Source organism: Pseudomonas lactis (assembly GCF_001439845.1).
Classification (GTDB): domain Bacteria; phylum Pseudomonadota; class Gammaproteobacteria; order Pseudomonadales; family Pseudomonadaceae; genus Aquipseudomonas; species Aquipseudomonas lactis.
In genome coordinates this window covers 19935-39642 of record NZ_JYLO01000004.1, presented here as the reverse complement: position 1 = coordinate 39642, position 19708 = coordinate 19935, and the positions used below count along the sequence as shown (strand labels likewise).

Annotated in this window: 13 protein-coding genes; 8 read left to right on the top strand and 5 right to left on the bottom strand. The window is 60.7% G+C overall.

The features are described 5' to 3' along the window. Positions 1-341 precede the first annotated feature (341 nt). Complete coding sequence (locus TX24_RS07360) at positions 342-1778, bottom strand: aminotransferase-like domain-containing protein (RefSeq protein WP_034134394.1); 1437 nt, start codon at positions 1776-1778, stop codon at positions 342-344. 158 nt (positions 1779-1936) lie between these two features. Between TX24_RS07360 and TX24_RS07355 the strand changes: the two genes are divergently transcribed. The 5 genes from TX24_RS07355 to TX24_RS07335 all read left to right on the top strand — a co-directional run bounded on the left by TX24_RS07355 (position 1937) and on the right by TX24_RS07335 (position 6134). Continuing rightward, positions 1937-2119 (top strand): rubredoxin, encoded by a 183-nt coding sequence (locus TX24_RS07355; protein WP_003190641.1) that lies wholly within the window; start codon positions 1937-1939, stop codon positions 2117-2119. A gap of 27 nt (positions 2120-2146) precedes the next feature. Then, complete coding sequence (locus TX24_RS07350) at positions 2147-3016, top strand: sugar phosphate isomerase/epimerase family protein (protein ID WP_003190642.1); 870 nt, start codon at positions 2147-2149, stop codon at positions 3014-3016. 69 nt (positions 3017-3085) lie between these two features. Then, positions 3086-3718 carry a LysE family translocator gene (locus TX24_RS07345; protein ID WP_003190643.1) on the top strand — a complete coding sequence of 211 codons (633 nt, stop codon included), beginning with the start codon at positions 3086-3088 and terminating at the stop codon, positions 3716-3718. Between the two features lie 79 nt (positions 3719-3797). Further along, entirely contained in the window at positions 3798-4856 is a 1059-nt protein-coding gene (locus TX24_RS07340; RefSeq protein ID WP_057710028.1) for a diguanylate cyclase, read from the top strand. Between the two features lie 48 nt (positions 4857-4904). Beyond that, positions 4905-6134, top strand: coding sequence for a M20/M25/M40 family metallo-hydrolase (locus TX24_RS07335; protein ID WP_057710027.1), 1230 nt, complete (start codon positions 4905-4907; stop codon positions 6132-6134). Positions 6135-6389: 255 nt separating this feature from the next. Here TX24_RS07335 and TX24_RS07330 read toward each other — a convergent pair whose 3' ends face one another. The 4 genes from TX24_RS07330 to TX24_RS07315 form a co-directional block, all read right to left on the bottom strand. Then, on the bottom strand, positions 6390-6809 hold the full coding sequence (locus TX24_RS07330; RefSeq protein WP_003190647.1) for a hypothetical protein: 420 nt from the start codon (positions 6807-6809) through the stop codon (positions 6390-6392). A gap of 2 nt (positions 6810-6811) precedes the next feature. Beyond that, positions 6812-11656, bottom strand: a complete 4845-nt coding sequence (locus TX24_RS07325) for an RHS repeat-associated core domain-containing protein (RefSeq protein ID WP_082628768.1) — start codon at positions 11654-11656, stop codon at positions 6812-6814. Positions 11657-11766: 110 nt separating this feature from the next. Beyond that, positions 11767-14841 (bottom strand): efflux RND transporter permease subunit, encoded by a 3075-nt coding sequence (locus tag TX24_RS07320; RefSeq protein ID WP_057710026.1) that lies wholly within the window; start codon positions 14839-14841, stop codon positions 11767-11769. A 2-nt stretch (positions 14842-14843) separates the two neighbouring features. Beyond that, positions 14844-15947: an efflux RND transporter periplasmic adaptor subunit gene (locus tag TX24_RS07315; RefSeq protein WP_057710025.1), complete on the bottom strand. Its 1104-nt coding sequence runs from the start codon at positions 15945-15947 to the stop codon at positions 14844-14846. 747 nt (positions 15948-16694) lie between these two features. Between TX24_RS07315 and TX24_RS07310 the strand changes: the two genes are divergently transcribed. From TX24_RS07310 to TX24_RS07300, 3 genes are all read left to right on the top strand, one after another. After that, positions 16695-17561, top strand: a complete 867-nt coding sequence (locus TX24_RS07310; RefSeq protein WP_034135370.1) for a pirin family protein — start codon at positions 16695-16697, stop codon at positions 17559-17561. 166 nt (positions 17562-17727) lie between these two features. Then, entirely contained in the window at positions 17728-19173 is a 1446-nt protein-coding gene (locus tag TX24_RS07305; protein ID WP_057710024.1) for a mechanosensitive ion channel family protein, read from the top strand. Positions 19174-19266: 93 nt separating this feature from the next. Further along, entirely contained in the window at positions 19267-19704 is a 438-nt protein-coding gene (locus TX24_RS07300) for a carboxymuconolactone decarboxylase family protein (protein ID WP_003190655.1), read from the top strand. Positions 19705-19708: the final 4 nt, after the last annotated feature.

Here is a 19708-nt window from a genome sequence, read left to right as displayed (position 1 = left end):
GCGATGGCGACCTGCCAGCCGCCCCATATCTACCTGACACCCCACAATCCAACTGTGGGAGCGGGCTTGCTCGCGAAGGCGGCCTGGCAGGCGACACAGTTGGATTGGGTATATATCCATTGCTGCGGTAACGGCTACTTGGGGTTCCGCCCTGACGGCGGCTAACCCGGCGTCCTGCCGGGTTACCCACGAATTCAAGCCTGCGTTCGGCCAGCGTGGTTTAACGGGGCGCCTGAGATCAAGATCACAAGCAGATCAAGAGCAGATCAAGAGCGGCTCGCTTCGCATCGTGGTTACCGGCAGATCAAGAGCTACTCGCTTCGCATCGTGGTTAGGTAAGGTTAGGTTGGGGTTGGGGGGCTTTTGCTTTTTTGGGCGACACCGTGCAGCAGCAACGCCTCGAACACTCGCTGCACGCGCGGTTCGTCGCTGTGTGCCACATTGAAGCGCATTGAGTCGCGATGGGCCGGATCGTAGCCAAACAGGGCGCCGGGGGCCAGTACCATGCTGCGTTTCAGGGCTTCCTGGGCCAGGAGTTCGCCGTTTACGCCGGGTGGCAGGCGCGCCCAGATGAACATCCCGCCTTCATACGCCATGGGCAATTCGCACCCGCAGCGCTTGAGCCATTGTTCGACGCGCCCACCGGCTTCCATCAGGCGCTGCACCATGCGTTTGCGGTGCTTGGCGTAGCTGCCTTCGCTGAGCATGCGGTAGACGATCTGTTCGAACAGTTCGGAGGTGACGCCGCCGCTCATCAATTTCATGTTGGTCAGGTTGGCGGCCAGTTGCGGCGCGGCGACGACGTAGCTGACGCGGGTGTTGGCACTCAGGATCTTTGAGAAACCCGACAGGTAGGTGACCTGGTCCAGCCCGGCGACGGCGGCCAGGCGTGGGGGTGGGTTGGGGTGCAGGTCGCCGTAGAGGTCGTCCTCGACGATGTGGCAGTGATAGTGCTGGGTCAGTTGCAGCAGGCGGAACGCCTGGCTGGGGCTGAAGGAGTGGCCGGTGGGATTGTGTAACACGCTTGTGGTCAGGTACAGGCTGGGGCGGTGTTCGGCCAGCAGTTGTTCGAGGGCGGTGAAGTCAAAGCCGTCGGGGCGGCGGGCAATGGTGATGACTTTGACGCCGTGCAGCGCCAGGTTGGCGTGGAAGTTGAAGTAGCACGGTGCATCGAGCAGCACCGTGTCGCCGGGGCGGGCGAGCAGGCGCATGAGCATGTCCAGGCCCTGCACGGTATTGGGTGTGGTGATGATTTGTTCCACTGGCACCGACAAGCCTTCGCCGTGCAGTTTCTGCTGCAGCGCCTGGCGCAACGGCAACAGCCCCGCCGGTGTGCCCAGCCCGGCGATGCGCAGTGACGGCGCACGCACTACGCTGCGCATCGCCTGGCGGATCGCTTCGCCATTGAGCCAATCCTCCGGCAAGTGCCCGCCGCCAGGGCGCAGTTCGCCACTGGCAGTGGCCAAGGGCCGGCGCAAAACGCTGAGCAGGTCTTGGGGCAACAGGTCCACCCAGGTCGCCGAGGCTGGGCGGGTGCTGTCCATCGCCACGAAGTAGCCGCGGCCTTGGCTTGAGGTGAGCAGGTGGCGACCGCGCAGACGGTCCAGTGCCTCGTTGAGGGTGAACTTGCTGACGCCGAGGATCTGGGTCAGTTCACGCACGGATGGCAGTTTGCTGCCCGGGGCCCATTCGCTATTTTCGATGGCGTGGCTGAACGCCTCGACGATCTGTTGGACCTTGGGCGTGCCCTCTACAAAAGCGATGGCGGATACAAACATGACGCGTCCTTGTGTTTGCCGGTGCTTTTACCGGTGAAGTTAGGCTGGATTAGGCATCACTTTACCTGCCTTGTGCAATGCCACTCCCCTAGACTGCGCGGCATCTCGCCAGGAGATGGCGAAATTTCCTACACCTAAGCAATGGATTTTGCATTTCCATGAAGACTTATATGTGCGCACCCTGCGGTTTTATGTACGTAGAAGAACTGGGTATTCCGGAGGACGGAATTCCCGCAGGCACCCCTTGGGAAGAGGTGCCTGAAGACTGGGCATGCCCGGATTGCGGCGTGACCAAGGCCGATTTCATGGCCATCAACCTACCCGAACCTCAAGAAGCCTGACCCGCCATCAACGAAAGGAATCGTCCCATGGACAGCAAACTGATCAACGCCACCGTCCCGTTCTGCACCGGTGTGGCCCACCAGAAATACCTGGGCGCCGAAAAGGGCCTGCAAACCGCCATCGAAGGTGACTGCACCCACTGGTACATCGACGGCAGCCTGTTCGGCGAAATGGTCGATGACTGGACCGAGGCGCGTATCGAAAGCCTGCAAGCGCAAATCGCGGCCACGGGGGTCAAGCCGGTTTTCCACGGCAACTTCAAGGCGCCGTTGGGCAGTGATGTCGAAGCCTTCCGTAGCGCGGCCGTGGAGTACGTGAAGAAGGAAATCGACATCGCCAGCCGCCTGGGCGCGCCGTTGATCATTCACGGTGGTTGCATCGTCGAGCCGAAAATGGTGTTGATGGCCAAGAAGGTTGCCCTGGAGCATTACCTCAAGTCGGTGCAGGAACTGGCGTTGTACGCCGAGGCCAAGGGCACGGATATCTACCTGGAAAACCTGTCCAACTACGTCAACTATCGGCCATTCCATTACATCTTCACCCATGAAGCGGAATACGCCTTTGTGTTCGAGCGCCTGCAAGCCCACAGCAATGTGTACTTCTTCCTCGATGCCGGCCACGCCAACATCGAGAACGGCCTGCCGGCAGAAGTGGTGCGCAAGTACCACCACCTGATCAAGGGCATTTCCTTCAGCAACAACAACGGCGTGCAAGACCAGCACTTCGGCATCCATGACGGCAACTGCGATTACGCCGATGTGCTGCAGGCTATTGTCGAGACTAACTGGAAGGGCCTGGTCGCGTTTGAAACCCGCAACCAGACCGCCAAGGCCGCCCTGGCTGACCTGGCGGTGATGTACCGCGACTCCCTGACCACCGAAATCGCCGTCGCCTGATCGGCCTGGGGCGGGCGCTGGCTGCGTTCGCCCCGTTGCTGCTGTTTCTCTTTATTCAAGGTGCTGGCCATGACAAGTGCGTTAACCCTGTCTTCATTTCTCTACTTCCTGTTGTTTTGCGCCACCATGACCTTCAGCCCGGGCCCCATGACCCTGCTGTTGCTCAGCCTGGGCTTGAAGGACGGACTGCGCAGTTCGATCCCGGCGCAGGTCGGCGCCAGTGTGTCGTACCTGATTTCGATCCTGATCTTTGCCGTGGGCTTTTCGGAGTTGATCAAGGGCAACCTCGCCGTTACCCAGACCATCCAGTTTGTCGGGGTGGCCTACATTCTTTACCTGGCCTACAAGCAGTGGACCAGCAGTGGCGTATCGATCAACAACGCCGGCACGGTTGAGGGCGCGCGAAGCCTGTTCGGCAAAGGGCTGTTGACCGGGTTTTCCAACCCCAAGACCATCATCATGTTCAGCGCCGTGTTCCCGCAGTTTGCCGGTGCTGGTGAACACAGCTCGGCGGCGGACATCGCCATTCTCGGCGCAACCTTTCTGTTGCTGCAATTTGCCAGCGGCTGCCTGTATTGCTATTTCGGCCAGCGCATCAAGCACGTGCTGGAAAACCCCAAGCGGCGCGTGCTGTTGCAGCGGATCACAGCCGTGTTGCTGCTGGGCGTGGCCTTGATGCTGGCGCGTGGGTTTTCGCACTGAAGTATTAGCCAATAAGCGGTAGTGGCGATTTGACGTTGCCCTGTTAGACTCCAGGCAATCACCCAGGATCGCCCCCACCATGCCAGCCGTCGGAGGAAAAGGACTTCCGCTCGCTTTGCGCTTGTACAAATCCCGCCTGTTGGGGCTGACGCTCGGCTTTGTGTGCGTGGCGTTCGGCATGTATCCGTTGAGCCCGCCCCTGTGGGTGTGGGCCTGGATGCTGATCAACGCCTTTGCGTGGCCGCACCTGGCTTTTCAATGCTCGTTGCGCTCGGCCAATACCTTGCGCAGCGAACGCCGCAGCCTGCTGTTCGATTCCTTTTGCGGTGGGTTCTGGGTTGGCGCGATGCACTTCAACCCGCTGCCCAGCGTCACCACCCTGTCGATGATGAGCATGAACAACGTCGCCATCGGCGGGCCGCGCTTCCTGTTTGCGGGTTGGGCGGCGCAGGCATTGGGGCTGAGCACCGCGCTGCTGCTGTTCACGCCTGGGTTTATCGCCGTGACTACCCAGGCCCAGTTGTATGCCTGCCTGCCGATCCTGATGCTGTATCCCCTGGCCCTGGGCTGGATCTGCTACCGCCAGGCCGTCACCTTGGCCCGCCACAAGCGCGAACTGCTGGCCTTGAGCCGCACCGACAGCCTGTCGGGCCTGCTCAACCACGGCGCCTGGAAGGACCACCTGGACCTCGAGTTTCAACGTTGCCGCCAAGGCCCGGCCGGTGCCGCCATCGCGTTGATCGACATCGACCACTTCAAGACCATCAACGACACCTACGGCCATGTGACCGGCGATATCGTCCTGCGCCAACTGAGCAAGGTGTTGCGCCAGAACCTGCGCACCACCGACCTGGCCGGCCGTTATGGCGGCGATGAGTTCTGCGTGATACTGCCCGATATGCCCCTCAACCGTGCCACCGAGGTGATGGAGGCCTTGCGCGGTCGCTTCAACGCCTTGGCCTACGCCCAGGACCCGACACTGCGAGTGAGCCTGAGCATCGGCCTGGCGCCGTACCAGCCGAGCCACGCCGACTCCATCAGTTGGCTCAACGATGCCGACCAGGCGCTGTACGAGGCCAAAAGCAGCGGGCGCAACCGGGTCAGTTCGGTACAGGGCAGTTGGTTGCGGTCAGTTTAGTGGGGTAGGGTGGCGGGGCACCCTCCAACAAAAAACAAGGATCGGTCCATGCTCTTCACCTTCCCGCGTACCCTGTTGGCCGCTACCCTGGCCTTGTCTTTCAGCCTGCCGGCCTACAGCGCCGAGCCTCATAAACAGATCCAGCAACAGGCCGAACAATACAAGGCCGAAGCCTTGAAGCTGCTGGAGCGCCTGGTGAATATCGACTCGGGCTCAGGCTACGAGCCGGGCCTGACCCAAGTGCGCGATATCGCCGTGGACGAGTTGAAACAGTTGGGTTTCACCATCGAATTGGTGCCGGATAAAGCCGCCAACAACAGCCATGTGGTCGCCACCCTCAAAGGCACCGGCAAGGCCAAGATCCTGCTGATGGCCCATATGGACACCGTATTCAAGGAAGGCTCGGCTGCCGAGCGCCCCTTCCACATCAAGGACGGCCGCGCCTACGGCCCCGGCGTGATGGATGACAAGGGCGGCATCGTCGCGGGCATCTATGCGCTCAAAGTTCTCAAAAGCCAGGGTTTCAAGGACTACGCGCAGATCACCTTCCTGCTCGACGCCAGCGAAGAAACCGGCTCCGACGCCGCCTCCGAACTGATCCGCAACACTGCCAAGGGCCACGACGTGACCCTGAACCTGGAACCCGGTCGCCCCGCCGACGGCCTGGTGGTGTGGCGCAAAGGCAGCGCTACCGCCGTGGTCGAAGTCAAAGGCAAGGCCGCCCACGCCGGCGTCGCCCCGGAACTGGGACGCAACGCCGCCATGGAAGCCGCGCACCAGATCCTGCAACTGGGCAAACTCGGCGACGAAGACAAGAAAACCACCATCAACTTCACCGTGCTCAAGGCTGGCGACCGCACCAACGTCATCCCTGACCAGGCCACCGCCAAGGCCGACGTGCGTGCGGCCTTGCCGGAAGAATTCGACCGGATCGAGAAAGACCTGGCCCGGGTTTCAGCCAACAAATTGATCCCGGAAACCGAAGTGAAAACCAGCCTGCAGCGCGGCCTGCCGCCGATGCCGCAGACCGCCGAGTCGGATAAGTTGGTAGCGATTGCCCAAGGGATTTATGGCGAACTGGGACGCAAGTTGACCATCGAAGGCAGCGGCGGCGCGGCGGATGCCAGCTTGTCCGCGGGGGTAGGCACGCCGACGTTGGATGGGTTTGGGATAGTGGGGGGCAATATTCATACGGCGGAGGAATATGCCGAGGTGGAAAGTGTGGCGCCGCGGGTTTATTTGTTGAGTCGGATGATTATGGAGTTGTCCAAGCGCTGATCAGAACACTGGATGATCGAACGAAGCAGATTTGAATGGGGGAGGAATGCCCCTCAGGCAAACGCAGATCCCCTGTGGGAGCGGGCTTGCCCGCGAAGGCGGTGTGTCAGTCGCTGCATGTGTTACTGCACTACCGCTTTCGCAGGCAAGCCAGCTCCCGCATTTGATCTTTGTTGATTTGAGCGTTGTGTTTGCTTGGTTGACTCGCATTGGGGTCAGCCCCTCCGACATCGAGTACTGCATTCAATGTGAAAGTCACCATGTGGAAGGGTCTTCGAGACTGGCTTTTTGGAGGTCGTCTTTCCAGACCTCGTTGGCCAGTCGATAAATGTCTGCAAAGAAGCCTCGGGGGTCGGCTATTTCTGTTTCGTCCCAGGCCATCGTTGAATACTCATCGGGGTCGTCTTCAAAGAACGAGCTAAAGTCAAAATTTTCAGTATTTAGAGCGAAGGACAAATTTTCCATCAGCTTATATTTGTGGCGGTGGGAGAATTCGTTGTAAGGATCCAGGCAGTATCTTAGGATCAAAGCTTCTCGATCTTTCTGGTTGTTAGGGTTGTAGGCGTGCAGTTCTTCTCCCTTTGATTCTTCTCTGTCGTAGATGTCAAAAATTCCTACGAAATAGCGCAGGCTTGCGTCGAAAGGGATGTGCTCGGAGGATGGATGAAATAACATTTTTACTCCTTAATCGGGAACAGGGTAAAAGGTGTGCCGTCTTTACGAAACTTCATTTCGGCACCATTCATTGAAGGGTTGAAATGTGGATGGTTCGGATCCGTCTTGTTTGGTCTGTAACCACGTCCAGCACCTGGCAGTTCTAGTTGGACAATATCATTCTTGTTGCCATCTATTCCGGTATAGCGCGAAAGTCCTCGTTCAACCCTTGATGTTGCTTTGGTCCATGCTTGAAGTTGAAGCTTCCAACTGTTGAATTGTGAGCTGGGAGTCCCTTTTTTCTTGGGCGGTAATTTGCCCGTTATTGGATCTTTCCCATCTATTGAGCGCTGGCTCACTTTAGATGACTCAACTTCTGGTCCATGCTTGCCAACCATATGCATGTCGTACTTTTTTTCATATTCCAAAATTCGACGCTTCGCATTCGCCTCACTTAGCTCCTCTATCTTAGCTCGTCTCTGCTCACCAGCCGTCTGAGGTGCTGACGGTTGTCCCTCATCAACTCGTGCGTTCTCAATTGGATTATCTTGTGAGGTTGTAGGCTTACACCCATTGCTACCGGGGCATGTATTTAGGCCTAGCTGATCCACCCACCCCGTGGGATTGGGTACATACTGGTACCCGTTGATCCCTCCCGCCAACCTCACCGGATCCGGCGTCAGGTAACGACCAATATCCGGATTGTAGTAGCGATGGCGGTTGTAGTGCAGGCCGCTTTCCGCATCGAAATACTGGCCTTGAAACCGCAGTGGATTGTCGACTTTGCCCTCGTCGAGCCGGGCGATCTGGCCGTAGGCGCGGTAGTGGGCGGACCAGACGATTTCGCCTTCGGGGCTGGTCAGTTCTTGCGGGGTGCCGAGGTGGTCGAGTTGGTAGTGGTAGGGCTTGGTTTCTTTTGGGCCGAAACCGTCCAATAGTGCCAATGGGCGGAAGCTGCCGGGCTCGTAGAGGTAGCTGCGATGGCGCTCTGCATGGTGTTCGGCAATCAGCTTGTCGCCTTGCCAGAAAAACTCGGTAGTCTTGCCGTCCACGGTCTTGCTGATACGCCGCCCAAACGGGTCATAGCGATAACTGGCGGTTTGGCCGTTGGGCGTTGTAACCCCGACTAACCGATGCTGGCAGTCGTAGCGGTACTCAGTGACAAGTTGCTGGCCCTTGCCGCGTCGTTCGCGGATGAGGTTGCCGAAGGCGTCGTAGTCGTAATGGCGGTCGCCCTGGATCATCAGGCGGTTGGCCGCGACGATGTCCGGGCCGGGGCGGTCTTGCATCAGCAGGTTGCCAGCGGGGTTGTGGCCGAAGCGTTCCTGTACGTCTTGGGAGTGGTCGGCGCGGGTCAGGCGGGCGAGGGGGTCGTAGTGGTAGCGGTGTTCGCCTTTGCGGGTGTCGAGCAGGCGGGTGAGGTTGCCGGATTTGTCGTAGTCGTACTGGCGTTGGTAAAAATGGTTTTGCTGTTGGGTTACCGCATGGGCGTGTAGGCGGCTCTGGTCGTCGTAGTGGTAGTGGCTGAGCAGTTGGCCTTGCTGGCGCTGGTGTTCGCGGCCGCTCTTGAACAGATGTGAGGTGAGTACTTCACCGTTGAGTTCGACGGTGGCGAGGTGGCCGCCTTTGTCGTGGTTGAAGGTGACCCGGTTGTTGTCCGGCAGGCGCAAGTTTTTCAGCTGGCCGCAGGCGTCGTAGCCGTAGCGCAGGGTGCCCCAGCCTTGGTGCTCGGCGGTCAGGCGGTTTTGGCGGTCGTATTCGTAGGCCAACGCCCAGTTACCGTCGTCGACGCTGAGGAGGTTGCCCAGGCGGTCGTAGGCATAGTCGACCACGCTGTTATCGGGCAGGGTTTTTCGTACGAGGCGCCCGGCGTGGTCGCGCTCGTAACGGGTCACTAGCTGACTGCCGTCGTCGCCGTGTTCGGTCTTTTCCAGCAGGTTTCCGTTGAGGTCGTAGGCGTAGGCGGTGCGCTGGCCGTCGAAGCCGGTTTCCTGGCGGATCAGGCCGTTGGGGTGGTAGTCGAGTTGGTAGGTTTCGCCGGCTTCGTTTTCGATCTCGGTGAGCAGCAGCCGGGCGTTGTCGTAGCGGTACTTGACCTGGGTGCCGTCGGCGTTGATACGGCGGCTGATCAGGTGCAGGCCGTCTGCGTATTCGTAGCGGGTGACGTGGCCGAGTTCGTCGCGTTCGGCGATGATTTTGCCGTAGGGGTTGTAGCTGAATTCCCTACAACCACCGCCTGGCAATACAAGGCGAATCAACCTGCCGACGCAGTCCCAGTGATATTGCGTCAGCGCACCATGCTCATCCTCACAGGCAACTTGCCGCCCCAGATCGTCATAGCGATAACGCTTGATCCCACCATTGGGCAATTGCTCCTCAAGCAGTTGCCCGCGTTCGTTCCACACCAGCCGCTGGCAACTGCTGTCGGGATACCAAACCTCAACTAATTGCCCATGTTTGTCATAGCTGTAGTCAGTCGAATTGCCATCCGGGTCAATCTTGCGGATGACATCGCCCTGAACATTGCGCTCATATTTCCAGACCGCCTCCCCACGCCTGACAACCCGAACAAAACCGTTGTCATGTTCGTAGGAAGTCGGCTCATCATCCCCCGGAAACAACGCCACCAAGCGTCCGGCATCGTCATACTGATAGGCCGTCACCGCGCCCATCGGGTCTTGCTCGACGGTCAGCCGGCCTTTGTCATCGTAAGATTTGTAATGCTGAGCGCCGTCCGGATCGATGCGCTGCACCAAGCGCGCCCGGTCGTCATGGACATAGACTTCCTGGCTACCATCGGCGTTATGCACGGTGACGTGGCCGTCATCGCCCCAGGCATAACGCGTGTCCATCTGCGAGAAGCTCGCCCAATGCCGGACGCAACGCGCCGCCTTGCCAGCGCGTTCCCACGCCCAAAAGAAACTCGCCCCACCGGCCAGTTGGCGCTCAAGAATGACGTGCTGATCGTCGTAGCGATAACGCTCGCTTTCCCCGACAGCATTGGTCGCGCAAACCAGTCGTCCGTCTTCGTCATAGGCGTAGGAAACAAGGTTCTGCTCGGTCTCCCACACGTAGGGCTCTCGCCCTTTGGCACGATGTACTTGGTAGTCCACCGCAACGATGCGATCCAGCTCATAACGCAACAGCAACGAGCGACCCGCGCCGTTATCCAGCCGCTCAATCCGCCCGGAACGATCACGGCAAATGCGTAGACGGTTGTCATACGCATCGCTGATCGCAGTCAGTACACCGTCGCGAAAGTGATAGAACCGTGACGCTTGGGCCAGCACCAACTCGTCAGGCGCCGAACCCAAATAGATCGCCGCTTCCGCCAGGCTATTGGTGATTGCGGGTCGAGAGTCGCTGGGCAATGGAAACTGCGTATGGCGGTTCTCATGATCGGTCCACACCACCGAATCGCCCGACACCACCAGCCGATGAGCCAGCGCATGGCTCCAACCCAACCCCAGCCCACAATCGACCTCCACCGCGCTAGTGCGATACAGCCGTGTCCACTCAAACGGCAAAATCCCGTCCAGCGCGCCGTCGGTGAGGGTGAGCAATTCCTCGCCGGTGACCATCGACACCGGGCAGCCGTTGGTAACGGTCTTGTCCGCTGACGCCGCCGCATCACCCTTGGGGTTCGACGCCACAGCCGGCACATCATCGACAGGCTCCTGACGGACCAACGTCGTGCGCTGGGCCTTGCCGCGCACCATCGGCACCGGGTTCGAAACCAGCGTATCGCCCGCCTTCAACGGCACAGCCGGCACCGTCTTAATCGGCGTCGCCGCACTGCTCAGCAACACCGGCTTGGCGGCCTCGACATGGGTTTCCAGCCGAGGCCCCGTCACCTGCTCGGCCAGCAACTCCAACAACGCCCGCGCCCGCCCGGATTTGACGTGACTGAGCGTCTGCGCGCCCAGGCGCAGCTGTACCCCAATGCCCCGCGTAGCCCAGATCAGCAACAGATTGATCAACACTTCGCCGGTGATTTCACCCAGCAGTTCGTACATATCGGGTGGCGGCAGCATGCGTACCCAGGCCACCAGCGCCGACAGGTAGATAAACAACAGCGGCTCATCACTGAGTACCAGCAACCCCTTGGCCAGCGTGTCTTTGCCCAGCTTGAGCAGTGCATCCAGCTCGGCCTGGGACAGGTATTTTAGCAACGTTTCGCTGTTGGACTTGAGGTTGGCGAGCAGGTCGTACAGCTCGGTGATGTTGTCCCACAGGTTGTAAAGCGCCTTGCCCAGCCCGGTCGCAAAGGCAATGCCCTGAATGCCGCTACGCTTGTAGGCTGGCGCTTTGGCAAAGTCTGCCCATCGAGGCTTGAAATGCTCGGCCCATGCCGTGCGCAAATCCGCTTCCAGCCCGGTGATCACAGACTCATAGGACGCATACAGCGCCTGAACGTGAGCCTTGGAAACAGTGGGGTAAAAGGTGATTTCGTACTGTTGGTCGCGGCTACAGTCGCTGACTTCAAGAATGCCGCTGGGGCCAATGGTCCGATGCAGTGGCGCGCCTACCGGGCTGCCGTCCTGTGCAACGGCTTGCAGCCTCACGGGCGTGTTGCCGATAGGCACGAACTGCGTGCTTTCGAACAGATGCACCAGCGTCAGCCCGCCCTGGGCTTTGCATTGAGCGACCGTGCGGCTGGTTTTTTTGGAAGAAGCCGGCGCGACCAGTGCGACCTGTTCTCCCACCTTGAATACCTGCTCCACACTAAGTGCCGAACCACTTAAAAAGCTGTCGGCCCACGTATCAAAGGTATTCAGGCAGGTGCGGAAATCCGCAAATACGCGCTCAACCTTCGGCGCTTCGGGATCCATCGGCACCAGCACCAGGTTGGCCAACACCGAGATCAAGAGACAGCCCCATCCATTAGGGCTTTAACGAAAACCACCATCTGCAATCCCTCGCACTGTTTGATCAGGCGAGGGACTTTGCAGCGGTTGAAAGAGGAGGGGAGTAGAGCTTATCCGGCAGTTACGTGGGACGTTTCAGCAGCTTTTTCGCGCAGCACCAGGCTGCACAGCGCCGGCAGGAACAACAGCGTCAACACCGTGCCCACCAGCACACCGCCAATCAGCACATAGGCCAGGGACGACCAGAACACCGACAACGTCAACGGAATAAACGCCAGCGCCGCCGCCAGTGCCGTAAGGATCACCGGTCGGGCACGCCGCACCGTGGCTTCGATAATGGCCTCGCGAATCGCCATGCCGTGGTCCTGGTTCTGGCGGATCTGGTCGGTGAAGATCAGCGTGTTGCGCATCAGAATGCCGCCGATGCCAATCAGGCCCAGGATCGCGTTAAAGCCGAACGGCTGGTTGAACAACAACAAGGTGGGCACTGCGCCGATCAGGCCCAAAGGCGCGGTAGCGAACACCATGAACATCACGCCAAAGGAGCGCACCTGGAACATGATCACCGTGAGGGTCAGCAGGATCATGATCGGGAACAGCGCCGCCAGGGCGACGTTGGCCTTGGCGCTTTCCTCAACCGGGCCGCCGATGTCGATTTTGTACCCGCTGGGCAGCTTGGCGATCAGTGGCTGCAGGTCTTTGTACACGGCCATTTCCACATCGGGCGGTTGTACGCCGTCGATGATGTCGGCGCGCACTTCCACGGTGGTGGCGCGGTCGCGGCGCTTGAGGATCGGCTCTTCCATTACCGCCTGGAAATGCCCGACCTGGGCCAATGGCACCGAGGTTCCGGCGCTGTTGGTCAGGGTCATGTTGTTGAGGTTGGCCAGGTCTTCACGCTGGCTGCCCTGGGCACGGGCCACCACCGACACGGTGCGGTTGCCTTCGCGCACTTCGGTGATCGGGTTGCCGCTGAGCAAAGCGTTGAGTTGGGACTTGACCTCGTCCGGCGTGAACCCCAGCAGGCGCAAGCGATCCTGATCCAGCACCAGGCGATAACCGCTGGCACGTTCGCCCCATTCGAGGAAGGTGTCTCTGGTCAGCTTGTTGCCGGCTACCACCTGACGCACGTCTTCAGACAACCCACGCAGCACATTCAGGTCCGGCCCGGAAACGCGGAACACCACTGGGAACGGCACTGGCGGGCCGAAGACGAGCTGTGTGACCCGAACCCGCGCCGAAGGGAATTCGCCTGCCGCAATGCGCTCACGCATCCGCAGTTTCAGTGCGTCGCGGGCATGGGAATCCGGCGTTTGCACGATCAACTTGGCGAACGCCGGGTCCGGCATTTCAGGGTTCAACGACAGGAAAAACCGCGGTGCGCCGCCGCCCACATAGGTGTCGACCATGCTCGTTTGGGGTTCCTGCAACAGCGCCTTCTCCACCTGAGCCGCTACGGCCTCGGTGCTTTTGAACGCGCTGCCGGGCGGCATATACACTTCCAGAATCAGCTCCGAGCGGTCCGAGTCGGGGAAGAACTGTTTCTTCACCACCGCCATACCCAGGCCACACAGCACAAACGCGGCCACCACCAGCCCAGTTACCAGCCAGCGCCCACGCACGCAGGCCTCTACCAGGCGGCGCAGTTTCTGGTAGTAGCGCCCGGCATAAATCGCATCATGCCCGCCGGGCACTGGCTTGATCTGCGGTAGCATCTTTACGCCCAGGTAAGGCGTGAACACCACCGCGACCAGCCACGACGAAATCAATGCGAACCCGACAATCCAGAAGATATTGCCGGCGTACTCGCCAGCACCGGAGCGCGCAAACCCCACCGGCAAAAAGCCAATGATGGTCACCAGCGTACCGGTGAGCATGGGCGCGGCGGTTGAACTCCAGGCATAGGTCGCCGCGTGAATGCGGTCAAACCCTTCTTCAAGTTTCACCACCATCATCTCGATGGCGATGATGGCGTCGTCCACCAGCAAGCCCAGGGAGATGATCAGCGCGCCGAGGGTGACCCGGTCGAATTCACGGCCCGTGACCAGCATGATCACGAACACGATCGACAGAGTCAGCGGCACGGCGGCCGCCACCACCAGCCCCACGCGAAAGCCCAGGGCCAACAGGCTGATCAGCATCACCACCGCCAGGGCGACGAAGAATTTGAGCATGAATTCATTGACCGCCAGGCTGATGTTCTTCGCCTGGTCGGACACCTTGGCGAAGTTCACGCCCAGGGGCAGGTCGGCCTGGATCCGCGCTTCTTCGGCTTGCAGACTCTTGTCCAGTTCCAGACCGTTCCAGTGCTTCTCCATGATCACGCCCAGCATCAGCGCCGGGTCGCCCTGGTGGCGGATGCTGTAACTGGGCGGGTCTTCATAACCCCGGCTCACGGTGGCTACATCGGCGATGCGCAATACGCGGCCATTGACTTGCAGGGGCACGTTCTCGATCAAGGCCAGGCTGTCGAACGCGCCGTCGATGCGGATATAGGCGCGGGCACCCGCGGTTTCGACGAAGCCTGAGGGCGCCACGGCGTTTTGTGCGGCGAGGGCGGCGAAGATCTGTTCGGGCTTGATGCCCAGGGTCGCCAGGCGCTCATAGGAAAACTCCACAAACACACGCTGGGCCTGTTCGCCGAGGATATTGACCTTCTTCACCCCGGGCAGGTTGAGCAGGCCCTGGCGCAATTGTTCGGCCATTTGCACCTGCTGGCGGTGGGGCAGGTGTTCGGCTTCCAGGGCGTACAACGCAAAGTACACATCGGAATATTCATCGTTGAAAAACGGCCCGATCACGCCCTTGGGCAATTGCGCGGCTTCGTCGCTGAGCTTTTTGCGCGTCTGGTAGAACAGCGCCTGGATCTCGCTCGGGCGGGTGGATTCGAGGAAGGTCATGCGCATCGACACAAAGCCCGGCTGGGCGATGGTCTCGACGCGGTCGTAGTAGTCCAGCTCTTGCAGGCGTTTTTCTAGGCGGTCGGCGACTTGTTCCTGCATTTCCTGGGCGGTGGCGCCGGGCCAGGCGGCGGTGATGGTCATGACCTTGACGGTAAACGAAGGGTCTTCGGCGCGGCCCAGCTTGCTGAATGCGAAGACCCCGGCGACGAGGATCGCAATCAGCAAAAACAGGGTGACGGCGCGGTGTTTGACGGCCAGTTCGGAGAGGTTGATCCCGCGCATACTCATTGATCCTGCTGACGGTTGAGGGCCAGCGCCTGGGCGGGCAGCAAGCGCACCGTGTCGCCGCTGTGCAACAGGTGAGCGCCGAGGGCGACGATGGTTTGGCCGGGTGTTACGCCGCTGTCGAGCAAGGCGTCTTCCTGGCCGAGGCTGGCAACTTTCACCGGGGCGAAGCTGATCTTTTGGTCATCGCCAATCAGCCAGACGCCCGTGCCTTGCCCCGCATCCTGCAAGGCGCCAATGGGCACGCGGGTATGCAGAGGCTGGCCGTTGCCTTGCAGGCGCACGGTGATGGTGGAACCGAGGGCGAAACGCTCGACCGAACCCTGCAGCACATAACGTGCCCGGTAGGTGCGGGTGACCGGGTCGGCGCTGGCGGACAGCTCGCGCAGGGTGGCGGTCACGGCCTGGTCGGGTGCGCCGAAGGGGAATGCCAAGGCTTTTTGCGCGGCCAGGTCACGCCGGTTCTCCGGCAGGTTGACGATGGCTTCACGGGCACCGTCATGGGCCAGGCGCGCGACGATTTGCCCTTCGGCCACCACCTGTCCGCGATCGGCCAGCACATCGGTGATGATGCCGTCGCCATCGGCCTTGAGCACCGAATACGTGCGACGGTTTTCGATCTGGCTGGCATCCGATTGCGCCGCGGCCAGTTCGGCCTGGGCGACGCGCAGGTTGGTGGCCGACTGGTCGAAGATCTGCCGCGACACCGCGCCGGTACTGGCCAGGCGCTGGTAACGGTTTTCATCGTCACGGCGCTGGCGCAGTTGCGCCTCGGCTGCGTTGACGCGGTTCTTGGCCGAACGCAGCGCCAGTTCGAAGTCGCCGATGTCCAGTACCAACAGGGTGTCGCCACGGGAGACATGCTGGCCGGGGTCGACCTTGCGCTCGATCACCTTGCCGCTGACCCGAAAGCCCAGGTTGCTTTCAGTGCGTGCTGCCACCACGCCGGTATAAGCGCTTTGCTGGGTGCCGGCGGCTTCGACCTTGGCGGCGAGTACCGGACGCGGCACTGGTACCTGAGCGGTATCGGCCTTGCTGTTGCAGCCATTGAGGAACATCAACAGGGCCAGGGGTGTGAGAAGACGCAGGGGGAGAGGGGGCATGGCGAACTCCGGAAACCATTGTGCAAAAAATTACGGGCGTAATTTTTTACTTATATTATGGTTGAAATATAAATTAATCCAGTCCCCAGATAATCCCCGTCAGCTATGCGCAGATCTCCTGTGGGCTTGTTCCGAAAGCGGAGGGTCAGTCACTGATGAGTCAACCGAACCATCTACACATTTTTGTAGGTTTTAGCGGCCAACGGTAACCACGATGCGAAGCGAGCCGATCTTGATCTTGATCTGCTTTTGATCTCAAGCGCCCCGTCAAACCACGCTGGCCGGAATTCGACAGGGATTTGGGGGGTAAACCGGCAGGGATGCCGGTTTAGCCGCCCCGCGCCATGGATGGCGCGTGGCGGCGGCCCCCCAAATCACTGGCGGATTACGGGCACACCGAGCCTAAGCGAGGTGCCGAGTGGTGGGGCCAGAGCGTTTTGCTTACTTTGCCGCTTTTGCAAAGTGAGCCGCCGTCAGGGCGGAACCCTAAGTGGCTGTTACCTAAATAACGGATATGTACCCGGTCCAACTGTGTTGACTGCCAGGCCGCCTTCGCGAGCAAGCCCGCACACAGTAGGATCGTTGGGGTGTCAGGTAGATAGTCGCAGGCTGGCGGGCCGCTATCGCAGGCAAGCCAGCTCCCACAGGTTAAAGCATCGTTCTATATGTAGAACGATCAGGGCCATTTTTGCCGGCTAGTGTTCAAGGGTGAGACGATTTAAGGTGTACTCACTTTGGAGGTACACCATGAAAAAGCTGATTGGTATCTACACCAGCCCCCGCGCCCACTGGGTCGGCGATGGCTTCCCGGTACGCACGTTGTTTTCCTACGACACCATGGGCAAGCACATCAGCCCATTCCTGTTGCTGGATCACGCCGGCCCCGCTGAATTCACGCCTACCGAACAGCGCCGTGGCGTCGGCCAGCACCCGCATCGCGGTTTTGAAACCGTGACCATCGTCTACGACGGCGAAGTCGAGCACCGCGATTCCACCGGTGCCGGCGGCAAAATCGGCCCGGGCGATGTGCAATGGATGACCGCAGCCAAAGGTATCCTGCACGAGGAGTTTCACTCCCAAGACTTCGCCCGTCGCGGCGGCGCACTGGAGATGGTGCAACTGTGGGTCAACCTGCCGGCCAAGGACAAAATGGCGGATGCCGGTTACCAGACCATCGTCGATGGCGACATTCCGGTGCTGCCACTGGCGAACGACGCCGGCCACCTGCGCCTGATCGCCGGGCAATTTGCCGGCACTCAAGGTCCGGCCCGCACCTTCACGCCTATAGACGTGTGGGACTTGCGCCTCAACGCCGGTAAAGCGGTCACGCTGGACCTGCACGCCGGGCGTAACACCGCCTTGGTGGTGCTCAGCGGCACGTTGTTGATCAATGGCGAAGAAGTCGCACGCCAGGGGCAATTGGCGCTGTTCGAGCGCGACGGTAAGCAACTGACCCTGGAGTCCAACGAGGACGCCAAGGTGCTGTTGCTCAGTGGCGAGCCGATTGACGAGCCCATCGTCGGCCACGGTCCGTTCGTGATGAACACCGAGCAGGAGATTCACCAGGCGTTTGCCGACTTTCAGTCGGGCCAGTTCGGGCAAATGCACGCCTGACGGTTCACCGCAACCTCCTGTGGGAGCTGGCTTGCCTGCGATAGCATCACCCTGGTGTAGCTGATACACCGCGGTGTTTGCATCGCAGGCAAGCCAGCTCCTACATTTTGTTTCCAGGGTTCTGATTTCATGCGATCTTCTCGGCATTCGCCCTGGAGTCGCCTGGATGCCCTCATTTATCGCTGATCACCCGATGCTGTGCGCCGTGGCGTTGATCCTGATCGACATCGCCGTGTGGCGCCTTATTTCTCCCAACCTGGCCAACTGGAAACTCGCGGCACGGCTGGTGATTTTCGCGGTGTTCAGCGCCGTGCTGTTCAACGACGGCATGAACCCCATGCAAGCGGCGCCCTATGCCGATGACACCACCTTGCATCTGGCCGCCACGGCGCTGCAGATCGGCTGGTGGTTGTTCGCCGCCCGCACCCTCACGGTGTTGCTCGGCGCAGTGATGATGCAGCGGGTCGGCCATACCGGGCGCTTGTTGCAGGACCTGCTGGGCGCGGTGATTTTCCTCATCGCGATCATCGCCGCCATGGCCTACGTGCTCGACCTGCCGGTCAAGGGCGTGCTGGCCACCTCCGGCGCCGTGGCGATCATCGTCGGCCTGGCCTTGCAAAGCACCCTGAGCGATGTGTTTTCCGGGATCGTCCTCAATACCACCAAGCCTTACCAGATCGATGACTGGATCTCCATCGACGGCACCGAAGGCCGCGTCACCGACATCGACTGGCGCGCCACGCGCCTGCAAACCTCCCAGGGCAGCCTGGCGGTGATCCCCAACTCCCTGGCGGCCAAGGCCAAGATCATCAACTTCTCGCGCCCGGCAGACATGTTCGGCTTGGCGGTCAGCCTGCAAGTGAGCCCACATGCGCGCCCGCAAACCGTGATCGAAGCGCTGGAACGTGCGATGCAGGGCTGCCGGCCGTTGCTGGCCCAACCGGCGCCCAGCGTCGCGTTCAAGGCGTCCACCGGCAGTGGCGTGGAGTATGAGATCAGCGGCTTTGTGCCGGCCATGGGCCTCAAGCGCGAAACCCGCAACCAGCTTTACGACCTGGCCTACCGGCATTTGCAGGCGGCGGGCGTGGGCCTGTTGTCCGCCACCGAAGGCAGCACGCCGCCTGCGGTGTCTGGCGCCCGCGCCTTGCTGGAGCGCTCGACGATCTTCTCCACCTTGCGCCAGGAAGAAAAAGACACCTTCAGCCAGAACATGACCCTGCACACCTACCGCGCCGGTGAGATGATCCTGGCGGCGGGGGAGGTCAGCGATCATCTGTTCATTGTCGAATCCGGCGTGGTCTCGGTGCTCTTGATCAAGGACGGGCACACGTTCGAGGCCGGGCGCATGGGCCCGGGGGAGGTGATCGGTGAGTCCGGCATTCTCTCCGACCAGGCGGCGCTGGCGGATTTCTCGGCCAAGACCTACTGCACGCTCTACCGCATCGAAAATGAATACCTCAAGCCGTGCCTGGACGCCCGGCATGATATCGGCGAAGCCATGAAGGCGCTGCTGGACTTCCGCCGCCATGCCGCCCAGGCCCTGACCGAAGACGCGCCCGTGGTACCGGTCAAGAAGGGCTTCATCCAATGGCTGAGGAACCGCGGCCTGTAGATTGGTCACCTGTTCTTCGCCCGGATTGGCTATTTCTCCAGAACGCTGCGCTGACTACTCTGCGCACCTATCCCAACGTTCTGGAGTTTCACCATGCAAACCCGTACCGATTTCTACACCGCTTCCCCAGACGCCATGAAAGCCATGCTCGCCCTGGAAGCGGCAGTCGGCAAACTCTCCATCGAACTGCCACTGCTGGAACTGGTGCGCCTGCGCGTCTCGCAGATCAATGGCTGCGCGTTCTGCCTGGACATGCACACCGCCGATGCCCGCAAAGGCGGCGAAACCGAGCGCCGCCTGTACACCGTGTCGGCCTGGCGTGAAACCCCGTTCTTCACCCCGCGCGAGCGCGCTGCCCTGGCCTGGGCCGAAAGCCTGACCCTGCTCAGCCAGACCCACGCCCCGGATGAAGACTTCGACGCACTGGCCGCCCAATTCAGCCCCCAGGAACAAGTGGACCTGAGCGTCGCCATCGCCACCATCAACAGCTGGAACCGCCTGGCGGTGGGCTTTCGCAAGATGCCCAAGTAAGCCC

Coding starts and splice junctions, on each gene's coding strand:
- TX24_RS07345 (WP_003190643.1), top strand. CDS start 3,086: ATGACAAGTGCGTTAACCCTGTCTTCATTTCTCTACTTCCTGTTGTTT.
- TX24_RS07350 (WP_003190642.1), top strand. CDS start 2,147: ATGGACAGCAAACTGATCAACGCCACCGTCCCGTTCTGCACCGGTGTG.
- TX24_RS07335 (WP_057710027.1), top strand. CDS start 4,905: ATGCTCTTCACCTTCCCGCGTACCCTGTTGGCCGCTACCCTGGCCTTG.
- TX24_RS07330 (WP_003190647.1), bottom strand. CDS start 6,809: ATGTTATTTCATCCATCCTCCGAGCACATCCCTTTCGACGCAAGCCTG.
- TX24_RS07360 (WP_034134394.1), bottom strand. CDS start 1,778: ATGTTTGTATCCGCCATCGCTTTTGTAGAGGGCACGCCCAAGGTCCAA.
- TX24_RS07340 (WP_057710028.1), top strand. CDS start 3,798: ATGCCAGCCGTCGGAGGAAAAGGACTTCCGCTCGCTTTGCGCTTGTAC.
- TX24_RS07315 (WP_057710025.1), bottom strand. CDS start 15,947: ATGCCCCCTCTCCCCCTGCGTCTTCTCACACCCCTGGCCCTGTTGATG.
- TX24_RS07320 (WP_057710026.1), bottom strand. CDS start 14,841: ATGCGCGGGATCAACCTCTCCGAACTGGCCGTCAAACACCGCGCCGTC.
- TX24_RS07300 (WP_003190655.1), top strand. CDS start 19,267: ATGCAAACCCGTACCGATTTCTACACCGCTTCCCCAGACGCCATGAAA.
- TX24_RS07310 (WP_034135370.1), top strand. CDS start 16,695: ATGAAAAAGCTGATTGGTATCTACACCAGCCCCCGCGCCCACTGGGTC.
- TX24_RS07305 (WP_057710024.1), top strand. CDS start 17,728: ATGCCCTCATTTATCGCTGATCACCCGATGCTGTGCGCCGTGGCGTTG.
- TX24_RS07355 (WP_003190641.1), top strand. CDS start 1,937: ATGAAGACTTATATGTGCGCACCCTGCGGTTTTATGTACGTAGAAGAA.